The sequence below is a fragment of the Streptomyces sp. NPDC048269 genome, assembly GCF_040652395.1.
In the GTDB taxonomy this organism is placed as follows: domain Bacteria; phylum Actinomycetota; class Actinomycetes; order Streptomycetales; family Streptomycetaceae; genus Streptomyces.
The window spans coordinates 345,274-368,803 of sequence record NZ_JBEZLW010000004.1 but is presented as its reverse complement, the minus strand read 5'-3'; the positions used below and the strand labels follow the sequence as shown (position 1 = coordinate 368,803).

14 protein-coding genes are annotated in these 23,530 nt (G+C 73.0%); 12 read left to right on the top strand and 2 right to left on the bottom strand.

What is annotated here, in order from left to right; all coding sequences use genetic code 11:
* From AB0D48_RS07200 to AB0D48_RS07180, 5 genes are all read left to right on the top strand, one after another.
* The coding region (locus AB0D48_RS07200) for an SDR family NAD(P)-dependent oxidoreductase (protein WP_362391695.1) at nt 1-4,218 on the top strand (4,218 nt) is incomplete at its 5' end.
* Nucleotides 4,219-4,268: 50 nt separating this feature from the next.
* Complete coding sequence (locus AB0D48_RS07195) at nt 4,269-5,864, top strand: AMP-binding protein (RefSeq protein ID WP_362391693.1); 1,596 nt, start codon at nt 4,269-4,271, stop codon at nt 5,862-5,864.
* A 145-nt stretch (nt 5,865-6,009) separates the two neighbouring features.
* A complete protein-coding gene (locus tag AB0D48_RS07190) occupies nt 6,010-7,626 on the top strand; it encodes an MFS transporter (protein WP_362391691.1) in 1,617 nt (538 codons plus the stop codon).
* Between the two features lie 342 nt (nt 7,627-7,968).
* Complete coding sequence (locus AB0D48_RS07185; protein WP_362391689.1) at nt 7,969-9,351, top strand: lysine 2,3-aminomutase; 1,383 nt, start codon at nt 7,969-7,971, stop codon at nt 9,349-9,351.
* A complete protein-coding gene (locus AB0D48_RS07180) occupies nt 9,348-10,601 on the top strand; it encodes a pyridoxal phosphate-dependent aminotransferase (RefSeq protein WP_362391687.1) in 1,254 nt (417 codons plus the stop codon). The genes AB0D48_RS07185 and AB0D48_RS07180 overlap by 4 nt, the downstream gene beginning before the upstream one ends.
* Before the next feature lie 81 nt (nt 10,602-10,682).
* On the opposite strand, the gene AB0D48_RS07175 is transcribed toward AB0D48_RS07180, so the two are convergent.
* Nucleotides 10,683-10,952: a phosphopantetheine-binding protein gene (locus AB0D48_RS07175; RefSeq protein WP_362391685.1), complete on the bottom strand. Its 270-nt coding sequence runs from the start codon at nt 10,950-10,952 to the stop codon at nt 10,683-10,685.
* 108 nt (nt 10,953-11,060) lie between these two features.
* Here AB0D48_RS07175 and AB0D48_RS07170 point away from each other — a divergent pair, with 108 nt between their 5' ends.
* Together AB0D48_RS07170 and AB0D48_RS07165 are read left to right on the top strand one after the other, a co-directional pair.
* Complete coding sequence (locus AB0D48_RS07170) at nt 11,061-12,671, top strand: AMP-binding protein (RefSeq protein WP_362391683.1); 1,611 nt, start codon at nt 11,061-11,063, stop codon at nt 12,669-12,671.
* 37 nt (nt 12,672-12,708) lie between these two features.
* On the top strand, nt 12,709-14,307 hold the full coding sequence (locus AB0D48_RS07165) for a PQQ-binding-like beta-propeller repeat protein (RefSeq protein ID WP_362391681.1): 1,599 nt from the start codon (nt 12,709-12,711) through the stop codon (nt 14,305-14,307).
* 138 nt (nt 14,308-14,445) lie between these two features.
* On the opposite strand, the gene AB0D48_RS07160 is transcribed toward AB0D48_RS07165, so the two are convergent.
* On the bottom strand, nt 14,446-15,411 hold the full coding sequence (locus tag AB0D48_RS07160) for an ACP S-malonyltransferase (RefSeq protein WP_362391679.1): 966 nt from the start codon (nt 15,409-15,411) through the stop codon (nt 14,446-14,448).
* Between the two features lie 176 nt (nt 15,412-15,587).
* Here AB0D48_RS07160 and AB0D48_RS07155 point away from each other — a divergent pair, with 176 nt between their 5' ends.
* From AB0D48_RS07155 to AB0D48_RS07135, 5 genes are read left to right on the top strand one after another with little or no spacing between them, the layout of a single operon-like run.
* Nucleotides 15,588-17,411, top strand: a complete 1,824-nt coding sequence (locus AB0D48_RS07155; protein WP_362391677.1) for a fatty acyl-AMP ligase — start codon at nt 15,588-15,590, stop codon at nt 17,409-17,411.
* The gene (locus AB0D48_RS07150) at nt 17,408-19,159 is read left to right on the top strand and encodes an acyl-CoA dehydrogenase (protein WP_362391675.1); all 1,752 of its coding nucleotides are present in this window, start codon (nt 17,408-17,410) and stop codon (nt 19,157-19,159) included. Before AB0D48_RS07155 ends, AB0D48_RS07150 begins: the two co-directional genes overlap by 4 nt.
* A gap of 37 nt (nt 19,160-19,196) precedes the next feature.
* A complete protein-coding gene (locus AB0D48_RS07145) occupies nt 19,197-19,517 on the top strand; it encodes an acyl carrier protein (protein WP_362391673.1) in 321 nt (106 codons plus the stop codon).
* Nucleotides 19,517-22,507, top strand: a complete 2,991-nt coding sequence (locus AB0D48_RS07140; protein WP_362391671.1) for a beta-ketoacyl synthase N-terminal-like domain-containing protein — start codon at nt 19,517-19,519, stop codon at nt 22,505-22,507. Before AB0D48_RS07145 ends, AB0D48_RS07140 begins: the two co-directional genes overlap by 1 nt.
* Nucleotides 22,504-23,523, top strand: a complete 1,020-nt coding sequence (locus AB0D48_RS07135) for a 3-oxoacyl-ACP synthase III family protein (RefSeq protein WP_362391669.1) — start codon at nt 22,504-22,506, stop codon at nt 23,521-23,523. Before AB0D48_RS07140 ends, AB0D48_RS07135 begins: the two co-directional genes overlap by 4 nt.
* Nucleotides 23,524-23,530 lie beyond the last annotated feature (7 nt).

Here is a 23,530-nt window from a genome sequence, read left to right as displayed (position 1 = left end):
CTGGCCGCGGCCCATGCCGTCGGTGTGCTGTCGCTGGCGGATGCCGCCCGGCTGGTCGTGGCGCGCGGCCGGCTGATGCAGGCGCTGCCCGCGGGGGGCGCGATGCTGGCCGTCCAGGCCACGGAGGAAGAGGTGCTGCCCCTGCTCGCCGACGGGGTGGGTATCGCGGCGGTCAACGGGCCGGAATCGGTGGTGGTTTCGGGCGTGGAGGCGGCGGTCCTCGCGCTCGGCGAGCGTTTCGCGGCGACCGGTCGCAAGACGAGCCGTCTGGCCGTCTCGCACGCCTTCCACTCGTCGCTCATGGATCCGATGCTCGACGAGTTCCGTTCGATCGCAGGGGAGTTGACGTACGGCGAGCCGCGGATCGCGGCCGTCTCGACGGTGACGGGTGACCGTCCCGGTGCGGACTGGCAGTCGCCCGAGTACTGGGCCGGCCAGGTCCGTGAGGCCGTCCGTTTCGCGGACGCCGTGCGTGCGCTGGAGCAGGAGGGCGTCACCCGCTTCCTGGAGATCGGACCCGACGGGATCCTCACCGGTCTCGCCCAGCAGGTACTCGACGCCGAGCAGGCCGTGACGGCGGCCGCGCTGCGCAAGGACCGCGCGGAGCCCGAGTCGCTCGTCGCCGCCCTCGCCCAGCTGCACGTGGACGGCGTGCGCATCGACTGGGAGGCGTACTACGCCGGCACCGGAGCCCGGCTCGTCGACCTGCCGACCTACCCCTTCCAGCGCACCCGCTACTGGGTCGACGCCGCCAAACCCGCCACCGGTGCCATCGCCGTCGGCCAGGACGCCCTGGACCACCCGCTCCTCGCGGCCGTCCTGCCGTCCCCCGACTCCGAGGCGGTGACCTTCACGGCCAGGATCTCGCCGGACGCCCAGCCCTGGGTGGCCGACCACGCCGTGCACGGCAGCGTCCTGCTCCCCGGTACCGGCTTCGTGGAGCTCGCGCTCCAGGCCGGCGAGCACGTCGGCTGCGGCCTCCTGGAAGAGCTCACCCTCCAGGCCCCGCTCGTCCTGCCCGAGCGCGGAGGCATGGCCCTCCAGGTCGTCGTGGGCGAACCCGACGCCCGGGCCCGGCGCACCGTGCAGGTTTACTCCCGGCCGGAGAACCGGCCCGACGAGCCGTGGACCCGGCACGCCGACGGCTTCCTCGCGCCCGGCGCCACCGAGCCCGGTGACGGCCTCACCGCGTGGCCGCCCACCGGCGCGGCCGAGCTGGACGCCGCCGGACTGTACGACCGGCTCCAGGAACGCGGCTTCGGCTACGGCCCGGTCTTCCGGGGCCTGACCGCCGCCTGGCGGCAGGGCGACGCGCTCTATGCCGAGATCGAGCTGCCCGAGCAGGCGCACTCCGACGCCGGACGGTTCGGACTGCACCCGGCGCTGCTCGACGCCTCGATGCACGCGCTCGGCTTCGGCGGGCTCGGCGCCGAGGAGGACGAGGGGGTCGCCCTGCTCCCCTTCTCGTGGGCGGGCGTCACCCTGCACGCCGCGTCCGCGACCGCCGTACGCGTTCGCCTCGCGCCCGTCGAGGGGCAGCGCAACGCCGTACGCATCGACCTCGCCGACCCGGCCGGAGCCCCCGTGGCCTCGGTGGCCGCGCTGCAACTGCGCCCGGTCGCCGCCGAGCAACTGGCCGGCAGCGGGTTCCGGGACGCGCTCCTGGCCGTCGACTGGCAGCCGGCCGGCGGCGGATCCGGACCGCGGGGAGCGTGGGCGGTCGCGGGCCCCGGCTTGAAGATCGCCGGCGTTCCGGTGGCCGCCGGGCTCGACGCGGTGGGCGCGGAGGGCGCCGGCGTACCGGACGCCGTGCTGCTGCCGGTCCTCGCGACCGGGCCCGGCGCGGGCCGGGAGGAGGAGGTCCCCGCCGGGGTGCGGACAGCGGTCGGCACGGCGCTCGCCGCCGTACAGCACTGGCTGGCCGAGCCGGCCTTCGCGCAGTCGCGGCTGGTCCTGGTCACCCGGGCGGCCGCGGCCGTGGCCGACGGAGATCCGGTCGACGTACGGCAGGCCCCCGTCTGGGGGCTGGTCCGGGCCGCGCAGGCGGAGAACCCCGGCCGGTTCGTCCTGCTGGACCTGGAGGAGGCCGAGGTGTCCCCGAAGGCGCTGGCCGCCGCGCTCGCCTCCGGCGAGCCCGAGCTCGCGATCCGGCGGGGCAAGGTCCTCGCGCCGCGCCTCACCCGGTCCGCGGCTGCGGGCGGCGACACGCCCTGGGACCCCGAGGGAACCGTCCTGATCACCGGCGGTACGGGAGGTCTGGGGGCGCTCGTCGCCAGGCACCTCGTGACCGCGCACGGCGTACGGCACCTGCTGCTGACCAGCCGGCGGGGACCGGGCGCGCCGGGCGCGGCCGGGCTCCGCGAGGAACTGGCGGCGCTCGGCGCCCGGGTGGACATCGCCGCCTGCGACGTGTCCGACCGGGAGGCCGTCGCCGCCCTGATCGACGGCATCGACCCGGCGCACCCGCTGCGCGGGATCGTCCACGCCGCCGGTGTGGCGCACAACGGCCTGGTCGGGGCGCTCACCCCGGAGCAGGTGGACACCGTCCTGTCCGCCAAGGCGGACGCCGCCTGGAACCTGCACGAGCTGACGTCCGGTCACGACCTGTCCGTGTTCGCGCTGTTCTCCTCGGCCGGCGGCCTGGTCATGGCCGCCGGACAGGGCAACTACGCGGCGGCGAACGTCTTCCTCGACGGGCTCGCGGCCCACCGCCGCTCGCGGGGTCTCGCGGCCACCTCGATGGCGTTCGGACTGTGGGACACCGAGACCGGGCTGAGCCAGTGGCTCGGCGAGGCCGACCTCCAGCGGATGCGGCGCAGCGGAACGCCCGCCCTGTCCGAGGAGGAGGGCCTGTGGCTCTTCGACGCGGCGGTCGCGGCCGACGCCCCCGCCCTCGTACCGCTGCGGGTGGACCAGGCCGCCCTGCGGGCCCGCACCGACGAGGTGCCCGCGCTGCTGCGCGGCCTGGCACCCGCGGTGCGGCGCCGGGCCGGCGCCGCGGCCGGAGCCGCCGAAGCCGGCGCGCTGCGCGAGAACGTCCGCGCGCTCGGCGACGCCGAGCGCGGGAAGGCCGTACTCGACGCGGTGCTCACCCACGCGGCCGAGGTCCTCGGACACGCCGACGCGAGCGCGGTGGACGCCGAAGCGGGCTTCCTGGAGGCCGGATTCGACTCGCTTACGGCGGTCGAGCTGCGCAACCGGCTGAACGCGGCGTCCGGTCTGTCCCTGCCGGCCATGGTGGTCTTCGACAGCAAGAACCCGCTGGCCCTGGCCGAGCTGCTCGCCGAGCGGCTGGGCGCCGCCCCGGGGGAGCCCGGGCAGGCCGACGCGCCGTCGGGACACGCCGACGAGCGGCTCGACGACACGCTGTACGGGCTGTTCCTCGACGCGATCATGTCGGGGAACCTCCAGCCCGGCCTGGCCATGCTGCGCTCCGTGGCCGCGCTGCGGCCCGCCTTCGGCTCGGCGGCCGACCTGGCGGAACTGCCCGCGGCGGTGTCCTACGGGGCACGCACCCGGCCGCAGGGCGAGGACGCGCAGGTGCCCCGGCTGATCTGCCTGAGCACGCCGACCGTGGCGGGCGGCGTGCACCAGCACGCGCGGCTCGCGGCCCGGCTTTCGATGCCCGTGTCCGGTATCCCCACCCCCGGGTTCGGGCGGGGCGAGGCCCTGCCGGAGTCGTTCGACGCGGCGGTGGACGTCCTCGCCGAAGCCGTGCTGCGCACCGCCGGCGGCGAGCCGTTCGCCCTGCTCGGCTTCTCCTCGGGCGGTCTGCTCGCCCACGCCACCGTGGCCCGCCTGGAGCGGGTCCACGGGGTACGGCCCGCCGGGCTGGTCCTGCTGGACACGTACTACATGGGCGAGACCAACGACGCGATCTTCGACCAGATGGCCTTCGCCGTCCCCGGCAAGGCGGCCACGCTGGGCAACTTCAGCAGCGCCGAACTCTCCGCCATGGGGCGGTACGTGGAGCTCCTGCCCCAGTTCCGGCAGGACGCCATCGAGGCGCCGGTGCTCTTCGTCCGGGCCGGGGACCTCTTCGAGATGGGGGAGGCCGCGGAGATCGAGCCCGATGCCGACTGGCAGGCCGACTGGGAGGGCGCGGACACCGTGGCGACCGTCCCCGGCACGCACTTCACCATCGTCGAGCAGCACGTGGACACGACGGCCCCCGTCATCGACCGCTGGCTGACGGAGCTCAAGGAGCGGATCTCCTGATGAGCCGGACGACGACGGTACCGACCGAGACGAAGAGAGGTGGCACGACGGTGAGCCTGAGCACCGTACGCCCGGCGGCGGTCCACGGACCGGCCGAGCGCATCCACGAGTTCATGCTGGCGGCGGCCAGGACCGCACCGGACAGCCCGGCCGTCCGGGAGGCCGGCCCGGACGGCTCCTCGCGCGTCCTGACCTACCGGCAGCTGGAGCGCAGGGCCCACGACTACGCGCTCACCCTGGACACGCTCGGCCTCGACATCGGCGACCGGGTGATCCTGGAGTCGGACAACTCCGCGGCCGCCGTGGCCGTGCTCCTCGCCTGCTCGATGCTCGGGCTCACCTTCATCCCGGTGAGCCCGGAGGTCCCCACCCCGCGGCTGCTGGCCATCGCCGCCACCGCCGAGCCCGCGCTGCACCTCCAGACGGCGGACGGCAAGCGCGAGGAGGTCCCGGAGTCCATCGGCACGGCCCGGTTCGGCCCGGACGGCATCACCGTGGAGCGCGCCCCCGCTCCCCGTACCCGGCACCGGCGCGAGGCGGTCGGCACCGACGCCGCGTACATGATCTTCACCTCGGGCACCACCGGGCGCCCCAAGGGCGTGGTCATGAGCCACCGCGGAGTGCTCTCCTTCTACCGGGGCATGCTCCAGCACTCCATCGTCACGGCCGAGGACCGGCTCGCCACCACCTCGCCGCTCCAGTTCGACTTCGCACTGCTGGACATCGGGCTCGCGCTCGGCTCGGGCGCGCAGCTGATCCCCGTGCCGCGGGAACTGATGCACTGGCCGCGCAGGCTGCTGCGCTTCCTCACCGAGACCGGCGCCACGCAGGTGGACGGGGTGCCGTCCATCTGGCGGCCCGTACTGCGCCACGAGGCCAAGGGGCTGGCCGCCCTGGCCGGCCAACTGCGCGGGGTGCTCTTCTCCGGCGAGGCCTTCCCGCTGCCGGAACTGCGGCAGTTGCAGAGCCTGTTGCCACGGACCCGGGTGGTGAACTGCTTCGGCCCCACCGAGGCGATGGCCTTCTCCCTCACCGACGTGCCGAACCCGCTGCCGGAGGGCGCCGACAAGCTCTCCATCGGATTCGCCTACCCCGGCGCCGAGATGCTGCTGATCGACGAGGACGGCCGGCCCGTCGAGGAGCCGGGTGCGGTGGGCGAGATCCACCTGCGCGGTCCCTCGCTGTTCACCGGGTACTGGGACGATCCGGAGGCGACCCGGGCCGTCCTGGTGCCCGATCCGCTCAATCCCAGGTCCGGCCAACTCGTCTACAAGTCAAATGACTTGGCATACCGCGGCGAGAGTGGTGAGCTGTACTTCGTCGGCCGATCCGATCTCCAGGTCAAGATCCGCGGCAATCGGGTGGAGCTGGGGGAGATCGAGCGCAGGCTCCTGGAGTTCCCGGGCGTCGAAGCGGCCGCGGCGGTGGTCCGCCCGCGGCAGGGCGACGACCCCGAACTGTACGCGTACGTCGTCCCGGCCCGTGGGTTCACCGCCGACCCCCTCGTGATCAGCGCGTTCTGCAAGCAGACCCTGCCCGAGTACATGGTTCCGCGCAAGGTCGGCCTGATCCCCGGCCTGCCCCTCACCCCCAACGGCAAGACCGACCGCAGGGCGCTGGCGGCGCGCGCCGCCGAGGAAGGCTGACCCCCGCTCCGCCCCGGCCCCCCTGTACGGACCCCTGTTTCGACCCCTGTCCTGACCCCTGTTCGCGTCCGGACGCTCCCCGCGCATCCCCCGCTTTCCGTTCACTGATACGTACGCCCCGTCCCGACAGCATTGGACAGCCCCCATGACCAGCTCCCTGAGCGAGAACGACAACACCGGACCGGAGGTCAAAGCGGGCCGCAAGGAATGGATCGCCCTCGGCGTTCTGCTCCTGCCCGTGCTGCTCGTCTCCATGGACCTGACGGTCCTCTACTTCGCGATCCCCTCCATCAGCGAGGACCTGAAGCCGTCCGGCAGCGAACAGCTGTGGATGATCGACATCTACGGCTTCGTCCTCTCCGGAGTCCTGCTCACCATGGGCGCGCTCGGCGACCGCATCGGCCGCCGCCGCCTCCTGCTGATCGGTGCCGTGGTCTTCGGCGGCGGCTCCCTGCTCGCCGCCTACGCCTCCAACCCCGAAATGGTCGTCATCGCCCGGGCGCTGCAGGGCATCGGCGGCGCGACCCTCATGCCGTCCACCTTGGCGCTGATCCGCAACCTGTTCCGCGACCAGACCCAGCGGCGCACCGCCGTCGCGGTGTGGTCCACCGGCATGGCCGCCGGCGCGGCGCTGGGCCCCGTCGTCAGCGGCGCCCTGCTGACCGGCTTCTGGTGGGGCTCGGTCTTCCTCATCAACGTCCCGGTGATGCTGCTCCTGCTGGTGACGGCGCCGTTCCTGCTGCCTGAGTTCAGGGACGCGGCGGCCGGGAAGTTCGACCTGATCAGCGCCGCCCTCTCGCTCGCCATCGTGCTGCCGGTCATCTACGGCTTCAAGAAGATCGCCGTGGACGGCTTCTCCGTCACCCACGTCGTCGCCATCGCGGTCGGTCTGGCCATCGTCCCGCTGTTCCTGCGGCGCCAGCGCACCAGCAGCGACCCGATGATCGACATTTCACTGTTCCGCAACCGCGCCTTCGGCGCCTCGGTGACCGTCAACATGCTGGCCTGCTTCACCCTGGTCGGCTACTCGCTCTTCAGCACCCAGTACATGCAGTCGGTCCTCGGCATGAGCGCGCTGAAGTCCGCGCTGTGGACCATCCCCGGCACCCTGGCCGTGGGCGCCGTCGTGCCCATCGCCACCGTGCTCGTCCGTACGGTCAAGCCCGCCCACATCATCGGCGCCGGGTTCACCATCGCCACGCTCGCCCTCCTGATGCTCACCCAGGTGCCCGCCGAGGACGGCCTGGTCCTGATCCTGATCGGCATCATCGCGCTCGCCGTCGGGCTCACCCCGGTCCTCACCCTCGTCACCGAGCTCGTCGTCGGCCAGGTGCCGCCGGAGCGGGCTGGTACCGCCTCCGCCCTGCTCCAGACCGGCCAGGAGCTCGGCGGCGCCCTCGGCGTCGCCGTCCTGGGCAGCATCGGCGCCGCCGTCTACCGCAACAGCTCCGCGCTGGACGCCCCGGCCGGAGTGCCGGCCGAGGCGCTGGGCCCGGCCCGCGAGACCATCGGCGGCGCCCTGGCGACCGCAGGCAAGCTCTCCGGAGAAGCCTCCACCAGCCTGATCGAGGCGGCCCGCGCCGCGTTCACGACCGAGGTGCACGCGGCCTCGGTGGCCGGCGCCGTCGTGATGGCCGGCGCTGCCGTCTTCGCCCTGATCGGGCTGCGCGCCGTCCAGACCGACAACCAGCGGGCCGCGGAACTCGCTGCCCAGGCCGCCCCGGTGGAGCGGGCCGGGCAGCCGGGCCCGGGCACCGCGTAAGGCACGGGCGTCTCGACCCGCGCAGGCGTCTCGACCCGCGCAGGCGTCTCGACCCGCGCAGGCGTCTCGACGCGCGCAGGCGCCTCCGCACCCCCCCACAGGCCCCCTCCACAGGGCCCGATGACAGCCGCCCAGGACCTGAACCCCCGCCGGTCCTGGGCGGCTTCGTCATGCCCGAGGTCCGTCCGGCAACCCCTCCGCGGGCGCCGGGCCGCCGGGGTCGCCGTAAGGGTGGGGCTGGGGTCCGATCTGGGGTCCGGTGGCCGATTCCTCTCCCTAGCATCGAACCGCATTCGAGCGCACGCTCGGAACTGCCAGGCACCAGGCTGGAGGAATATCCGCATGTCCCTGCTGGCAACCGATTCTGTCGAGACGGCACGGTTCCGCGCGTACGGGCCGCGGCAGCTCGACGAGATCGCCGACCGCCACGGCCTGCCCGCCGGCATACGGGAGACCGTCCGGCTCGTGTCGATGGTGCTGCCCTTCCGGGTCAACGAGTACGTCCTGTCGCAGCTGATCGACTGGGACCGCATCCCGGACGACCCGATGTTCCAGCTGGTCTTCCCCCAGAAGGGGATGCTCACCGAGCAGAACGAGCGGGACCTGGCCGCCCTGTCCGCGGACCCCGCGTCGAAGATCGCCCTGCGGACCCTCGTCCAGCAGATCCGCGGCCGGCTCAACCCGCACCCGTCCGGCCAGAAGGAGCTCAACGTCCCCACCCGGGACGGCGCCGAGATCGCCGGGCTCCAGCACAAGTACCGCGAGACGGTCCTGTACTTTCCGAGCCAGGGCCAGACCTGCCACTCGTACTGCACCTACTGCTTCCGCTGGGCCCAGTTCGTCGGCGACGCCGACCTGCGCTTCGCGGCGCCCGACCCGAGCGGCCTCATCTCCTACCTCGGGGCGCACCCCGACGTCACCGACGTGCTGGTGACCGGCGGCGACCCGATGGTGATGTCCACCGAGCGGCTGCGCGCCCACCTGGAGCCGCTGCTCTCGGTGGACACCGTACGGACCATCCGGATCGGCACGAAGTCCGTCGCGTACTGGCCGCAGCGCTTCGTCGGCGACCCGGACGCCGACGACGTGCTGCGCCTCTTCGAGAAGGTCGTCGCCTCGGGCCGCAACCTCGCCGTCATGGCGCACTTCAGCCACCCCCGGGAACTCGCCACCGACCTCGCCCGGCAGGCCATCTCCCGGATCAGGTCCACCGGCGCCGTCGTCTACTGCCAGGCGCCGCTGATCGCCCGGGTCAACGACGACCCGGACGTCTGGAGCGCGATGTGGCGGGCCGAACTCGCCGTCGGCGCCGTCCCGTACTACATGTTCGTGGAGCGCGACACCGGCCCCTACGAATACTTCCGGGTGCCGCTCGCCCGGGCGTCCGAGATATTCCGCTCCGCCTATCGCACCCTGCCGGGCCTGGCCCGTACGGTCCGCGGCCCGGTGATGTCCGCCACCCCCGGCAAGGTGGCCGTGGACGGCGTCGTCGAGAACGCGGAGGGCCGGTTCTTCCAGCTGCACATGGTCCAGGCCCGCGATCCCGCTCTGGTCGGCCGCCCCTTCCTGGCGCACTTCGACCCCGAGGCCGCGTGGCTGGACGAACTGCGCCTCGACCGGACCGTACCGGCCGACATCGCGCGCGCCATCGCGGGACCGGCTTGGCAGGGGGAGAAGGAGCTCTTCGGCACCAAGGCGGCCGCATCGGTGGGGAGCCCGGCATGAGCGACATGCGGATGTCACCCAACCTGGCCCTCAACCAGCTGGTGGCACAACGCCGGGCGGCCGGCGAGCCCCTGATCCACCTCGGCTTCGGGGAGTCCAGGCTGCCCGCGTTCGCGCCGCTGGTGGAGCGGCTCGCCGCCGGGGCGACCCGCAACGCCTACGGTCCGGTGGCCGGCGCGCCCGGCGTCCGGAGCGCCGTCGCTGGGTACTTCGACCGCCGACGCATCCCCACCGACGCCGACCAGATCGTGGTCGCCCCGGGCAGCAAGCCGCTGCTGATGGCCCTGAACCTGGCCGTCCCCGGCGACGTACTGCTGCCCCGCCCCGCGTGGAACACGTACGCTCCGCAGGCCCGGCTGGCCGGCAAGCACCCGATCGCCGTCCCCATCCCCGAGGAGTGCGGCGGGGTACCGGACCCGGACGCCCTGCGCGAGAGCATCACCGCGGCGCGCGTGCTGGGCCGCGACCCGCGCATCATGGTGCTGACCCTGCCGGACAACCCGACCGGCACCCTTGCACCGCCCCCGCTCATCCGCGAACTGTGCGCGATCGCACAGGAGGAGGGCCTGCTGATCGTCTCGGACGAGATCTACCGGGACGTGGTGCACGACCCGGCCACCGAGTTCCTCAGCCCCGCCGAAGTGGCCCCCGAGTGCACGGTCATCGCCACCGGCTTGAGCAAGAGCCTCGCCCTGGGCGGCTGGCGCATCGGCGTGGCCCGCTTCCCGCAGGGCCCGTGGGGCGAGTGGATCCGTACCGGAGTGGTGTCCGTGGCCAGTGAGGTCTGGTCGACGCTGGCGGGGCCGATGCAGGCGGTGGCCGAGTACGCCTTCAGCGAGCCGCAGGAGGTCCGGGACCGGCTCCGGGACAGCGCCCGGCTGCACGGGGCCGTCGCGCGCGAGGTCCACCGCATCACCGTCGAGGCGGGCGCGCGCTGCCGGCCGCCGACCGGGGCGTTCTACGTCTACCCCGACTTCGAACCGGTCCGCGAGGAACTGGCGAAGTACGAGGTGACCGACTCGCCGACGCTGGCCCGCCGGATGCTGGACCTCGGGATCGTGGTGCTCGCGGGACACCTGCTCGGCGACGAGGGGGACGCCCTGCGGTTCAAATGTGCCACCAGCATGCTCTACGGCGACACGGCGGAGCAGCAGCAGCTCTCGCTCGACGCGCGGGACCCGCTCGCCCTGCCGCACGTCCGCTCGACTCTCGACAGGATCGAGGAGGGTTTCCAGCGGCTGGTCTCCTGACCGTCTTTTCCTCCCGCCGAAAGAGAAACGGCCCGACTCGGATATGGCATCCTCGTCGGGCCGGTCGGTGGATCGATTTTCTCACGCGGCAGATTCGGTTTCGGTGATCAGGGTGTTCCAGAGGACGTCCGGACTCGCGAAATTCTCCAGTTTCAGCGCGTCGTCCAGGAAACGGACGTCATAGGCGCCTTCCAGGGCGGCGAGCAGTTCGACCGTGCCCATGGAGTCAAGCCCCAGGTCACGGAGTTGTGAATCCCCGGTCAGTTTCTCGTCGGGGGAGAGGTAGGGCAGGAACGGGCGTACGACGGCCTCGAATGCGCCGTCCCAGGTGTGATTCGTGAGTTCTGGCATACGGGAATGATGAGGGCGGCCGCCGACGGCTGTCAATGCGTCCCGGAAATGCGCCCGGAAAGCGTCCGGAAAAGAGCTTGCCGGTAATTCTGGCGAGGAGGAGCAGAAATGGAACCATTGGCGCGGACCGCGCTGCACGCACGTTTCCTGCGCGGTCTGGAACGCTCACCGCGGGGGGTGGCGGTGCGCGTCGGGAAGGAGACCGTCGACTACACGACGGCCCACGAACTGGCCCTGTCGTGGGCGGGGGCACTGCTCAGCGCCCCCGGCGGCCCGCCGAAGGCCGTCGGCATCCTGGCGGGCCGCAGCGTGACCGCGTACGTGGCCGTCCTGGCGAGCCTGTACGCCGGACTCACCGCGGTGCCGCTCCTGGCCGACTTCCCGCCCGGCAAGATCGCCTCGATGCTCGCCGCGGCGGAGGTCTCCGCCCTCGTCGTCGACGAGGAGGGCGCGGCCCTGCTCCGTGATGCCGCAGGACGTGCCACGGGCCTCGCGGCGGACCTCCGTGAACTCCCGGTGCTCGCACCGGACCTCGGCCGCGAGGAGGCGGAAGCCCTGGCCGCCGGCGGACCCCTTCCGCTGTTCGCCGGGCCGCAGACCGCGCTGACGGAACCCAGGTCCGCCGCTCCCGACGACGTGGCCTACATCCTGTTCACCTCCGGCTCCACCGGCCGGCCCAAGGGCGTACGGCTCACGCACGGCAACACGGCGCACTACTTCGCGCTGATGGACACCTGGTACGACTTCACGTCCGACGACGTCTTCTCCCAGGCCGCCAACCTGAACTGGGACTCCGCGGTCTCGGACCTGTGGTGCGCCTGGGCGGTGGGCGCCCCGCTGGTCTCGGTCTCCCCCCACGCCTACCGCGACCTGCCCGCCTTCGTCGCGGAGCACGGCATCACCGTCTGGTTCTCGGCGCCCAGCGTGATCTCGCTGTCCCGCCGCACCGGCCGCCTGGTGCCGGGCAGCATGCCCTCGCTGCGCTGGACGTACTTCGGCGGCGAGGCGCTCCAGTTCCAGGACACCGACGCCTGGCAGCGGGCCGCCCCCCACTCCGCGGTGATCAACGTCTACGGCCCGACCGAGATGACCATCACCACGCACCGCCACCGCTGGTCCCCGCAGGAGTCGACCCGGCTCGGCGTCAACGGGGTGGTACCGCTCGGCCTGCTCCACGACGGCCACGCGGAACTGCTCCTGGACGAACAGGGCGCCCCGGCGGGTGACGAAGGCGAACTGTGGCTGTCAGGACCACAGTTGTCGGCGGGCTACCTGGACCCCGAGGACGGAGCCGGCAAGTACCTGGAGCAGGGCGGCGTCCTCTGGTACCGCACCGGTGACCGGGTCCGCCGGCTCGCCGGAGGCGAACTGGTCTACCTGGGCCGTACGGACTCCCAGGTGCAGGTGCAGGGCTACCGGGTCGAACTGGCCGAGGTGGAACACGCGTTGCGGGCCGGCACCCCGGTGACCGACGCGGTCGTCGTCGGCGTACCCGTGGCCAACAGCACCGAACTGGTTGCCTTCTACCTCGGAGGGCAGCGCTCGCCGCAGGAGTTCCACCGCGACCTGGCCGGCCTGCTGCCCGCGCAGCTGATCCCGCGCCACTACCACCAGCTGGACGAGTTCCCGCTGAACACCAACAAGAAGACCGACCGGCTGGAGCTCACCGCACGCGCCGCCGCACTGCACGGCGTCCGCGTCCCCGTGACCGCCGGCTGATCACCGAACCCCATCACAGCACGGAAGAGGAAGTCCCATGCGCACAAGACCCCGGTCCCGGCAGGGAGTGGTCCGCAGATTCGCGCTGCTCGCCGTACTCGCACTGACCGCCGCGCTGTCCACCGCGCCGGCCACCAACGCGTCCTCGCCGCCTTCCTCCTGGCCGACCGGCGGCCACGACATCGGCAACAGCCGCGTCAACCCGCAGGAAACGACGATCGGCAAGGGCAACGTCGGCCGCCTCAAGGCAAAGTGGACGTACGCCACCCACGGCGACGTGTCGGCCACCCCGGCCGTGGCCGGCGGAGCCGTGTACTTCCCCGACTGGGGCGGCTACCTGCACAAGGTGGAGGCCAAGACCGGCCGTCCGGTCTGGTCGCGCAAGGTGTCCGACTACACCGGTGACCCGGCCTCCGTCTCCCGGTCCAGCCCCACCCTCGTCGGCGGCAAGCTCTACATAGCCGACTGGAACAAGGCCGTCCTGATGTCGGTCGACGCCGCCACCGGCAACCTGGTGTGGAAGCGGGAGATCGACACCCAGTACAAGGCGGTGCTGACCCAGTCGCCCGTCGTGCACCAAGGCGTGATCTACCAGGGGGTCTCCTCCCGCGAGTCCGAGGGCGCCCTCGACCCGGCGTACCCCTGCTGCACGTTCCGCGGCAGCGTGAACGCCATCGACGCCGCGACCGGCAACCTCCTGTGGCGCCAGTACACGACCCCCGACAACGGCGGCAAGGTCGGCGGCTACAGCGGCGTGGCCGTCTGGGGCACCCCGGCGCTCGACCCGTCGACCAACACGGTGTATTTCACCACCGGCAACAACTACACCGTCCCGCAGTCCGTCAGCGACTGCCAGACCGCCGGCCACACCCCCGCCGAGTGCTACGCCCCGGACAACTACGTGGACACGGTGCTGGCCCTGGACATGACGACCGGCCGCATCAAGTGGAACACCGGTGCCAAGCGCTTCGACGCCTGGAACACCGGCTGCATCCCCGGATTCCCGCCCAACAACTGCCCGCCGAACCCCGGTTACGACTACGACTTCGGCGACGGCGCGCACCTGTTCACCATCAAGGGCCCCAACGGCTGCCCCCGCAAGGTGATCGGCGCGGGCGAGAAGAGCGGCGAGTACTGGCTGATGGACGCGGCCACCGGCGCCGTGGTCTGGAGCGCGGCGGCCGGCCCCGGCGGCCACATCGGCGGCATCGAATGGGGTACCGCCAACGACGACAAGCGGATCTACATCGCCGAGGCCAACTTCAACAAGCTGCCGTACCAGCTGGCCGACGGCACCACGACGACCCGCAGCTCGTTCGCGGCGCTCGACCCGCAGACCGGAAAGGTCCTCTGGCAGGTCGCGGACCGCACGGACGGCTTCGCCTGGGGTGCCCTGACCGCTGCCAACGGCGTCGTCTTCGGGGGCTCCACCAGCGGCCGCATGTACGCGCTCGACGCGGCGACCGGCGCCTACCTGTGGGACTTCACCGCGCCGTACTCGTCCAACGCGGGCCCCGCGGTCGTCGACGGCACCGTCTACTGGGGCAACGGCTACGCCCGCTTCGCCAACGGCGGCGGAACCACCGGCAGCCTCACCGAGGGCACCTTCTACGCCTTCACGGTGGACGGCAAGTGACCGGACGGCACACGTGAGAGGGGCCGGTACCGAGCGGGTACCGGCCCCTCCAGTCGTCCGTACGCCGAATGTCAGGCGGATCGGGCAGGTCAGGCAACAGGCAGGCGGGCAGGTCGGGCGGGTCGGACAGTCCAGTCGTCAGGCCGCCGCCGGCAGCCGCCGCCGTACCGGCTGCATCGCCGACCGGGGCGTCACCGGCACCACCTCGAAGGCGCGCGTGGTGCACGCGACACGGGTGAACAGCCCGTCCTGCCCGGACACGTACAGCCGGCCGACACCGGCCCTCTCCAGCGTGGACACCACGTCCGGCCACCGCACCGTACGCACGAAGCCGTCCAGCAGCATCCCGCGCACCCCTTCGCCGGTGGTCACCAGCCGGCCGTCCTGGTCCGCGACGAGCGGAAGCCGCGGCTCGGACCAGGCCAGCCCCTCGAAGATGTCGGAATCCACCCGGTCCCGCAGCCCGCCGAAGAGGTACGAGTGCATGGGCGGCTTCATCGTGTACAGCGACATCCCGCCCAGCGAACGGATCCGCCGCTGGAGCCAGTCGAGGACCGACTCGTGCACCGTCAGCATCGTGAAGTCGTGGTCGACGACGCAGGACACGTCGTTCCACTCGCCGCGCTCGTCGAGCTCCCGGCGCAGCAGCGCGACCTTGTCCTGCGGCACCCGCGCCATCGACTGGGTCACCAGGGCGGGGTGCTCCCGCGCGAAGTAGTCCTCCATCGTGTCGGCGAGCTGCGCGGTCATCCGTACGGCGTCGGCGAATTCGAGCGCCCCGGCGTACACGGCGGCGGCCCGGGCCCCGAAGCTGGGCCCGGTCACGTACGCGGGCGCGAGCTCCAGCCGGTCCGTCGCCCATCGCGCCAGCGCCAGGCAGTTCACCACGAACGAGATCTGCCCGTAGAGCGAGTAGTCGCCGTCGGCCTGCTGGTACCGGTCGGCCAGTGAGAAGCCCAGCACGTCGTCGGCGATCGCGTGCAGCTCCCGCGCGTACGGGTTGACCAGCATGAACCGGGCGACCTCGGAGAAGGCGGTCGGTTGCATACCGGGGAAGACGATCGCCGCTTCCCGCGGCGCCCCGGTGTCGGTGTGAGTGTCCATGGTCCGAGGGTGGCCCGCCCATCCGCGCGCCGAGCACCCCTGCCGCCCCCTTAGGACCGGTCCGGAGGGGCTCCGGACGCCGGTCGCGCAAGCGCCCCTTAAGGATGCGCGCGGAGGATCGCCGGTAAACGAGGTCCGCAGATCCACGGGCCCGCAGACGCGAGGGGATGCCGCGGATGTCAGAGTCACGCTTCGCCACCTTCACCGAACTGCTCCGCGTTCGGACGGCTGAACTCGCCGACGAGGACGTGCACGTCTTCCTCCGCGACACGGCCGGCGGAGCGCAGGCCGAACACCTCACGTACGGGGAGCTGGACCGGGAGGCGAGACGCATCGCGGCCTGCCTCCAGGAGTACGGCGTGACCGAGCAGCCCGTGCTGCTGGTCTACTCCTCGACCGTCGAGTTCCTCAAGGCCTTCGCCGGCTGCCTCTACGCCGGGGCCGTCGCGGTCCCCGTACCGATGCCGGGCGAAGCCGGCCGCGACAAGCGGCTCAACCGTACGACCGCCGTCCTGAAGGACACCGGCGCCAGGGTGGTCCTCACCGAAACCACCGCCGCGCCCGAGGTCGCGCTCTGGCTCGCCCGCAACTCCCGCCCCGACGCGGCCTGCGTGGTCACCGACGTCCCCGGCATCGGCGACGCCGATGCCTGGCGGCCCGTCACCGCCCGACCCGACGACCTCGTGTTCCTCCAGTACACGTCCGGCTCGGTCTCCGAACCGCGCGGCGTGACCGTCTCGCACCGCAACCTGCTCGCCAACCAGGCCGCCCTGCAGAAGGTGCTGCACACCACCCGCGAGGACCGCTTCGGCAGCTGGCTGCCGTACTTCCACGACATGGGCCTCGTCGCCCACCTGCTGCACCCGGTCTGGCTCGGCAGTCACAGCGTCCAGGTCTCCCCCCTGTCCTTCGTCAAGCGCCCGCTGCGCTGGCTCCAGGCCATCGACGAGTACGGCGTCACCGTCGGCGGCGGCCCCAACTTCGGCTACGACCTGTGCGTGCGGCGGGTGAAGGACGAGCAGGTCGCCGCCCTGGACCTGTCCCGCTGGCGCCTCGCCCTCAACGGAGCCGAACCCGTACGCCCCGAGAGCCTGGACGAGTTCGCCGAGAAGTTCGCCCCGGCCGGTTTCCGCCCCGAGGCCCTGCGTCCCTGCTACGGACTGGCCGAGGCGACCCTGGTCGTCTCCGGTGGCGTCCCCGGCACCCCGCACGTCCGCAAGGACTTCAACAAGACCGCCCTGGAACGCGACCGGGTGGTCGGCGCCGGGCCCTCGGCCACCGGCACCGAGCGCGTCCAGACCCTCGTCGGCTGCGGCGCCCCGGTCGACGTCGAAGTCCGCATCGTCGACCCGCTGACCCACCACGAACTCCCGCCCGGTGCGGTCGGCGAGATCTGGCTGCGCGGATACAGCGTGGCCCGCGGCTACTGGCAGCGGCCCACCGAGACCGTGCGGACCTTCCGCGCCAGCCTCAACGACGAGGAGAGCAACTTCCTGCGCACCGGCGACCTGGGGATGCTCGAGAACGGCGAGCTGTTCGTCACCGGGCGGCTGAAGGAAGTCGTCATCATCAACGGCCGCAACGTGTACCCGCAGGACGTCGAGTGGGCCGCGCGGACCGTCAGCCCCGCCCTGACCTTCGGCGTCGGCGCCGCCTTCTCCGTGGACGCCGGACGGGAGCACCTCGTCCTCGTCCAGGAGGTGCGCGGAGCGGGCAGCGAGGAGCTGCGCACCGTCGCGCAGAAGATCCAGGCCCTGATCGGCAAGGAGTTCGAGGTCCCGGCCGGCAACATCCTGCTGGTGCGCCCCGGCGCCGTACGCCGCACCAGCAGCGGCAAGGTGCAGCGCACCCTGATGCGCAAGCTCTTCCTCGACGGCGTGGTCCGCGGCGAGTACGAGGTGCTCACCCCGGACGTGTGGGCGCTGGCCCGCTCCGAGGACGTGCTGTTCGGCGAGGACCTGCTGCGGCCGGAAGGAGCCGACGGAGGAAGAAGGTGGTGACAGCCCTCCTCGGCGACCAGGCGGTGGCGCACCGGCGCGAGAGCGCCGTGCGGACCCGGGTCGCCGCCCTGGAGTCACTGCTCGGTGACCCCTCGGACCCCGCCAACCCGGTCGGCTACACCTCGCTGCTGGAGGCCGACCGGGCCGCGGTGCCCTTCGCCGCCGGCGAGGCCCTCCTCGACGACTTCGGGATCACCGACGAGTACATCCCGCAGGCCCTGGGCGGACGGCTCGACGGGATGGACACCCTGGTCAGGATCATGCGCCCGGTCTTCCGCCGGGACGTGGGCCTGGCCATGGGCCACGGCATGACCACCTTCATGGCCGCCTCCGACGTGTGGACCGCCGGCAGTTCCCGGCAGCGGCACTGGCTGGCCCGGCTGCTGCGCGACGGCGGCAAGGCGGCCATCGCCCAGCACGAGACCGCCCACAGCAACGACTACGTGCGCAGCCAGGTCACCGCCCGGCGCGGCCCGCACGGCTATCTGATCAGCGGGGGCAAGCCCCTCGTCAACAACCTGGAGCGGGCCGGTGCGCTGGTCCTGTTCTGCCGGACCGACCCCGCACCCGGCAGCCGCAGCCACTCGGTGCTGCTGCTGGAACCCGAGCAGCTGACCGGCGCGCGCGCCGCGGTGACGGCCCGCCGCACCCCGGTGGGCCTGCGCGGGTGCCGGTTCGCGGGCGTGGAGTTCGACGACTGCCCGGTGCCCGGATCCGCGCTGCTCGGGCCCGAGGGCAGCGGCATCGAGACCGCCCTGCGCTCCTTCCAGATCAGCCGGACGGTGATCGCGGCGTCGGCCGTCGCCGCGCTCGACACCAGCCTGCGCACGGCCGTCCGCTTCGACCGCGAGCACTCCGGCGGCTGGCAGGCCCGCGGCACCGACGGGAGCCGCACCGGCGCGGCACTGACCAGCGCCTTCGTCAACCTGCTGCTGTACGACAGCCTCGCCGTCGTCGCCACCAGGGCCCTGCACCTGCTGCCCGCCGAGACCAGCGTCTACTCTGCGGCGCTCAAGTACCTGCTGCCCAGGGTGCTCACCGAGACCATGTACGACCTGTCCATCGTCCTCGGCTCCGGGTTCTACACCCGCGAGGGCACCCTCGGCATCTTCCAGAAGCACGTCAGGGACGTACCGGTGCTCAGCCTCGGCCACGCCGGTACGGTCGCCTGCCAGGCCACGGTCATCCCCCAGATGCCGCGCCTGGCCCAGACCTCGTGGTTCCTGGAGGACGAGGCGCCCGCGGGCCTGTTCCGGCTGCGCGGAGACCTGCCGCCGCTGCGCACCGACCGGCTCAGCCTCGCGTGCGGGCGGGACTCCCTCACCGCGACGATGCTCGCCGTCAGCTCGGGCATCGACGGCGGCGGTCCCGTCGAGCGCGCCCTGCGCACGCTCGCCGGACAGCTCGTCGAGGAGTTCCGGGACGTACGCGGCCGGGTGCTCAGGCTGGAGGCGGCGGGCGCGGCGGCCTCCGCACAGCCCGCGAGGTTCGCGCTCATGGACCGGTACGCGCTGCTGCTGGCCGCGGCCGCCGTGCTGGGCCTGTGGGACCAGGGCCGGTACGGGCCGGACCCGTTCCTCGCCGACCCGTGCTGGGCGGCGGCCGCGCTGCACCACATCGCCCGCCGGCTGGGCACGCGCGTGGCCGACCTGCCGCCGGAGTGCGAGACCCGGATCCGGCACGAGGTGCAGCTCCGCTTCAGCACCCAGATCAGCTACGACCTCTACTCCACCCCCATCCCGGGCTGACCGGGCCCCGGGCCGTACGCACCGAAGGAGTCCCACGATGACCGTTCCCACCAGCCGGCACACCGCGACCACGGCGGCCGCGGCGACCACGGTCGGCGTACCGCCGCACGAGTGGCTGTCGGCCCGCCTCTCGCTCTACCTGCGCCGGGCTCCCGAGACCATCGACCCGACCGTGCCGCTCGCCGAGTACGGCATGGACTCGGTGGCCGCGCTGAGCCTGTGCGGAGACCTGGAGGACGAGTTCGGGCTGGAGGTGGAGCCGACGCTGCTGTGGGACCACCCGACCGTGGAGAGCCTGGGCCGCCACCTGTCGGCCGTCCTCGCCGCCACCGAGCCGTCCGCGCGGGACCAGCGCTGATGGGGGACATCGCCATCGTCGGCATCGACTGCGCGTTCCCCGGGGCGGCGGGCGTGCAGGCGTACTGGGACCTGCTGCTGCGGGGCGGGGCCGCCATCGGCCCCGTCCCCGCACAGCGCTGGGAAGCGGCGGACTTCCCCGCGGTCAGCGGCAGCGGCGGTTTCCTCGACGACGTCGATGTCTTCGACAGTGACTTCTTCTCCGTCACCCCGCGCGAGGCCGCCGCGATGGACCCGCACCAGCGGCTGCTGCTGCCCTGCGCCTGGCGCGCCCTGGAGGACTCCGGCCGCGCCCCGGGCGAACTCGCCGGCACCGAGACCGGCGTGTTCGTCGGGATGATGGGCGGCGAGTGGGGCCGCCTCACCATGAGCGACCTCGCGCGCGTCACCCCGCTGCTCGGCGCGGGCAGCAGCGCCGGAATGGCCGCCAACCGGATCTCGTACCACTTCAACTTCACCGGGCCCAGCCTCGCCGTCGACACGGCCTGCTCCTCCTCGCTCGTCGCCGTCCACCTCGCCGCCACCTCCCTGCTGGCCGGGGAGTGCGACACCGCCCTGGCCGGCGGCGTCAACATCGTGCTGTCGCCCTCGCTGGGCATGGTCTACGGACAGCTCGGCCTGGCCGCCGCCGACGGCCGCTGCAAGCCCTACAGCGCCGACGCCGACGGGATCGGGCGCAGCGACGGCGTCGGCCTGGTCGTGCTGCGCAGACTCGACGACGCGCTCGCCGACGGGCAGCGGATCTACGCCGTACTGCGCGGCAGCGCCGTCAACCAGGACGGCCGCAGCAACGGGGTCATCGCCCCCAACCGCTGGTCGCAGCAACGGGTGCTGAACTCCGCGTACCGGCGGGCCGGCGTCACCCCGGACCGCGTCGCCTTCGTGGAGGGGCACGGCACCGGGACCGTACTCGGCGACGCCATCGAGTGCGCGGCGCTCGGCGCGGTGCACGGGGTCCCGCGCGGCACCCCGTGCGCGCTCGGCTCCGTCAAGGGAAACCTGGGCCACACCGAGGGCGCGGCGGGCGTCGCCGGCCTCATCAAGACCGCGCTGGCCCTGCACCACCGCATCGTCCCCGCCAGCCTCTTCGCCGACCGCGAGAACCCGCAGCTGCGGCTCGCCGACCGGGGCCTGCGGCTGCTGAAGTCCCCGATGCGGCTGCCGCGCGGGGAGAGCCTCGCCGGGGTGAGCAGCTTCGGGATGGGCGGTACCAACGCCCACGCGATCCTGGGCACGGCGCCCCGTCCCCGCCGTACGGCTGCCGCCGCCCGGGCCCGTACGGGAACGGCGGGCGGGGCCGTCGGCGTGTTCACCGTCAGCGCCGACACCCCCGAGGCCCTGCGCCGCAACCTCGCCGCCCAGGCCGACGCGGTCGCCAGGCGGCCGCGCGGCGGCGCCGCGGCCCTGGGATGGAGCAGCAACCGCGTCAAGACCGGCTTGCCGCACCGGTTCGCGGTGACCGTGCGCGACACCGACGAGCTGGTGGACGAACTGCGCCGGGCCGCCGCCCAGGACGGCGGCGCGAGCGCCGGCCGCCCGTGGGGCAGACCCGTCGTGGCCTTCCTCTTCACCGGGCAGGGCACCGAGTACCCCGGCATGACGGCGGGACTCCACCGCGAGTCCGCCGCCTACCGCCGCCATCTCGCCGAGGCCGACGCGGCCCTCGCAGGACTCCTGGGCACGTCGGTGCGCGACCTGATCCTCGGCGGCGACGAGCGGGTGCACCGTGCCGAGTTCGCGCAGCCCGCCCTGTTCGCCGTCGGCTACGCCCTGGCCCGCACGCTCACCTCGCTCGGCGTCGCCCCGGCCGCCGTCCTCGGCCACAGCCTGGGCGAGTACGCGGCGGCGGTGACCGCGGGCGCCGTCGGCCTGGAGGAGGCCGCCCGGCTGGTGGTCCGGCGCGGCGCGCTGACCGGAGAACTGCCCCGGGGCGGCGGCATGATCGCCGCCGCCACCGGACCCGGGGGGCTCGCCGGGATCCTGGCGGCGGAGCCGGAGGCCGCCGTGGCCGCGCTGAACGGCCCCGCGGACACCGTGGTCTCCGGGCCCCTGGACGTCCTGGCGAGGATCGGCAAGGAGCTCGCCGGGCGCGGCGTACGGGTCAGGGAGCTGCCCGTCTCCCACGCCTTCCACTCGGCCCTGATGGCCCCGGCCGCCGCCGCGCTGCGCACCGCCGAGGTGCGGTGCGCGCCGCCCGCCGTGCCGGTGGCCTCGACCCGGTACGGCCGGATGCTGCACCACGAACCCATGGACGCCGGCTATTGGGCCGACCAGATCGAGGAGCCCGTGCTCATGGACACCGCGCTGAGAGCGCTCGTCTCGGACATCGCCCCCACCCATCTGATCGAGATCGGCCCGCGCACCCAGCTGCTGCAGATCGCCGCCCGGGGCGGCCGGGTACCGGGTGCGGAGCTCCTGCACCCCGCCCCGGGCCCCGAGGCGACCGGCCGGGACCTGGCCGAGGCGGTCGCCGCGCTGCACCGCTGCGGACTCGACCCGCTCTGGGAGGAGCTGTACGACCCCGAGCACCGGGTCGTCGAGCCGCTGAGCCCGTACGTGTTCTCCTCGGCGCAGCGTTACTGGGACCGGCGGACCCCGGCGCCCGCCGCCCCGCTCCCGGCTCCGGCTCCGCCTCCGGGCGAGGAGCGCCGGCCGGACGGCGGGCCCGAAGACCGGCCGCAGTGGCAGGCCGCCGAGGCCGCCGCCCCCGCGACCGCCGCCGCCCGCGACGCCGCCGACCCGGTACTGCTCGCCGTCGTCGAGGCGGTCACCGAGGTCGGCGGATACCCCCCGGAGCGCGTGGTGCGCGAGGCCCGCTTCCACGAGGACCTCGGCTTCGACTCGGTGATGATCATGCAGCTCAAGAACCGGGTGGAGGCCCGGCTGCCGCGCGTCGGCGAGGTGTCCGTCCAGCAGATGCTGCCCGCGTTGAACTCGGTCGGCTCGCTCGCCGAGTTCCTCGGCGACCTGATCACCGCGAGGTCGGCGTGACGGCCCCCGCGGTCTACCTCGCGGCGACCGGTACGGCACTGCCCGGCGACCCGGTGGACAACTCCGCGCTCGGCCGGCTGCTGGGGGTGAGCGAGGAGTGGATCGACATCTTCGTCGGCACCCGCACCCGGCACTTCGGCTGGGACCCGGTGACCGGGGAGGTCCGCGGCTCGCTGGCCGACCTGTGCGCCGAGGCCGGCGCGCAGGCCGTCGACGCCTCCGGGCTCGACCCCGCCGACATGGAGTTCCTGGTCCTCGCCACCGCCACCCCCGACCTTCTCCTGCCGACCACCGCGAGCGAGGTCGCCGACCGGCTCGGCCTCGGCCATCTGCCCGTCTTCCAGCTCCAGTCGGGCTGTTCCGGCGCGATCCAGGCCCTCGACCTCGGCCGCACCCTGATCCGCGGCGGCCACCGGGCGGGCCTGATCCTCGGCGGGGACGTCACGCACCGCTTCCTGTCGCCCCGGGGGGACACCGCCCGGATGCCCACCGAGGAACTGGTCAACTACGTCCTGTTCGGGGACGGAGCCGGCGCCGCCGTCCTCACGGACGAGCCCGAGGGCGAGCGGGTGGCCGTACGGGCGGTGCTGAACTCCTGGACCGGTCAGGGCCGTGCGCCCGGCCAGGTGCTGGACTGGTACGGGACCACCGACCGCCACTCGGAGCGGCCGATGCTGGCCGAGGACTACAAGGCGATCGAGGAGCACGTCCCGTCGATCTCCGTGGAGATCCTCTGGGAGCTGCTCGGCGGACTCGGATGGAGTCTGGACGACATCGGCTACCTGCTGCCGCCCCAGCTCTCCCGGCGGATGACCGCACGGATCCTGGAGCGGCTGCCGGCCACCTCGGCGCGGGAGGTCTCCTGCGTCTCGGAGACCGGCAACACGGGCAACGCCCTGCCGTTCCTGCAACTCGACCGGCTGCTGCCGACGTTCTCCGAGGGAGAGCGCGCACTCGCCCTGTGCGTGGAGTCCAGCAGGTGGATCAGAGCCGGGTTCGCCCTGGAGAAGGTGTGAGGCGTCG

What these genes read in the sequence shown, in the direction of transcription:
- AB0D48_RS07170 (WP_362391683.1), top strand. Translation starts at nt 11,061, where the DNA reads ATGGAACCATTGGCGCGGACCGCGCTGCACGCACGTTTCCTGCGCGGT.
- AB0D48_RS07140 (WP_362391671.1), top strand. Translation starts at nt 19,517, where the DNA reads ATGGGGGACATCGCCATCGTCGGCATCGACTGCGCGTTCCCCGGGGCG.
- AB0D48_RS07175 (WP_362391685.1), bottom strand. Translation starts at nt 10,952, where the DNA reads ATGCCAGAACTCACGAATCACACCTGGGACGGCGCATTCGAGGCCGTC.
- AB0D48_RS07160 (WP_362391679.1), bottom strand. Translation starts at nt 15,411, where the DNA reads ATGGACACTCACACCGACACCGGGGCGCCGCGGGAAGCGGCGATCGTC.
- AB0D48_RS07155 (WP_362391677.1), top strand. Translation starts at nt 15,588, where the DNA reads ATGTCAGAGTCACGCTTCGCCACCTTCACCGAACTGCTCCGCGTTCGG.
- AB0D48_RS07165 (WP_362391681.1), top strand. Translation starts at nt 12,709, where the DNA reads ATGCGCACAAGACCCCGGTCCCGGCAGGGAGTGGTCCGCAGATTCGCG.
- AB0D48_RS07180 (WP_362391687.1), top strand. Translation starts at nt 9,348, where the DNA reads ATGAGCGACATGCGGATGTCACCCAACCTGGCCCTCAACCAGCTGGTG.
- AB0D48_RS07145 (WP_362391673.1), top strand. Translation starts at nt 19,197, where the DNA reads ATGACCGTTCCCACCAGCCGGCACACCGCGACCACGGCGGCCGCGGCG.
- AB0D48_RS07190 (WP_362391691.1), top strand. Translation starts at nt 6,010, where the DNA reads ATGACCAGCTCCCTGAGCGAGAACGACAACACCGGACCGGAGGTCAAA.
- AB0D48_RS07185 (WP_362391689.1), top strand. Translation starts at nt 7,969, where the DNA reads ATGTCCCTGCTGGCAACCGATTCTGTCGAGACGGCACGGTTCCGCGCG.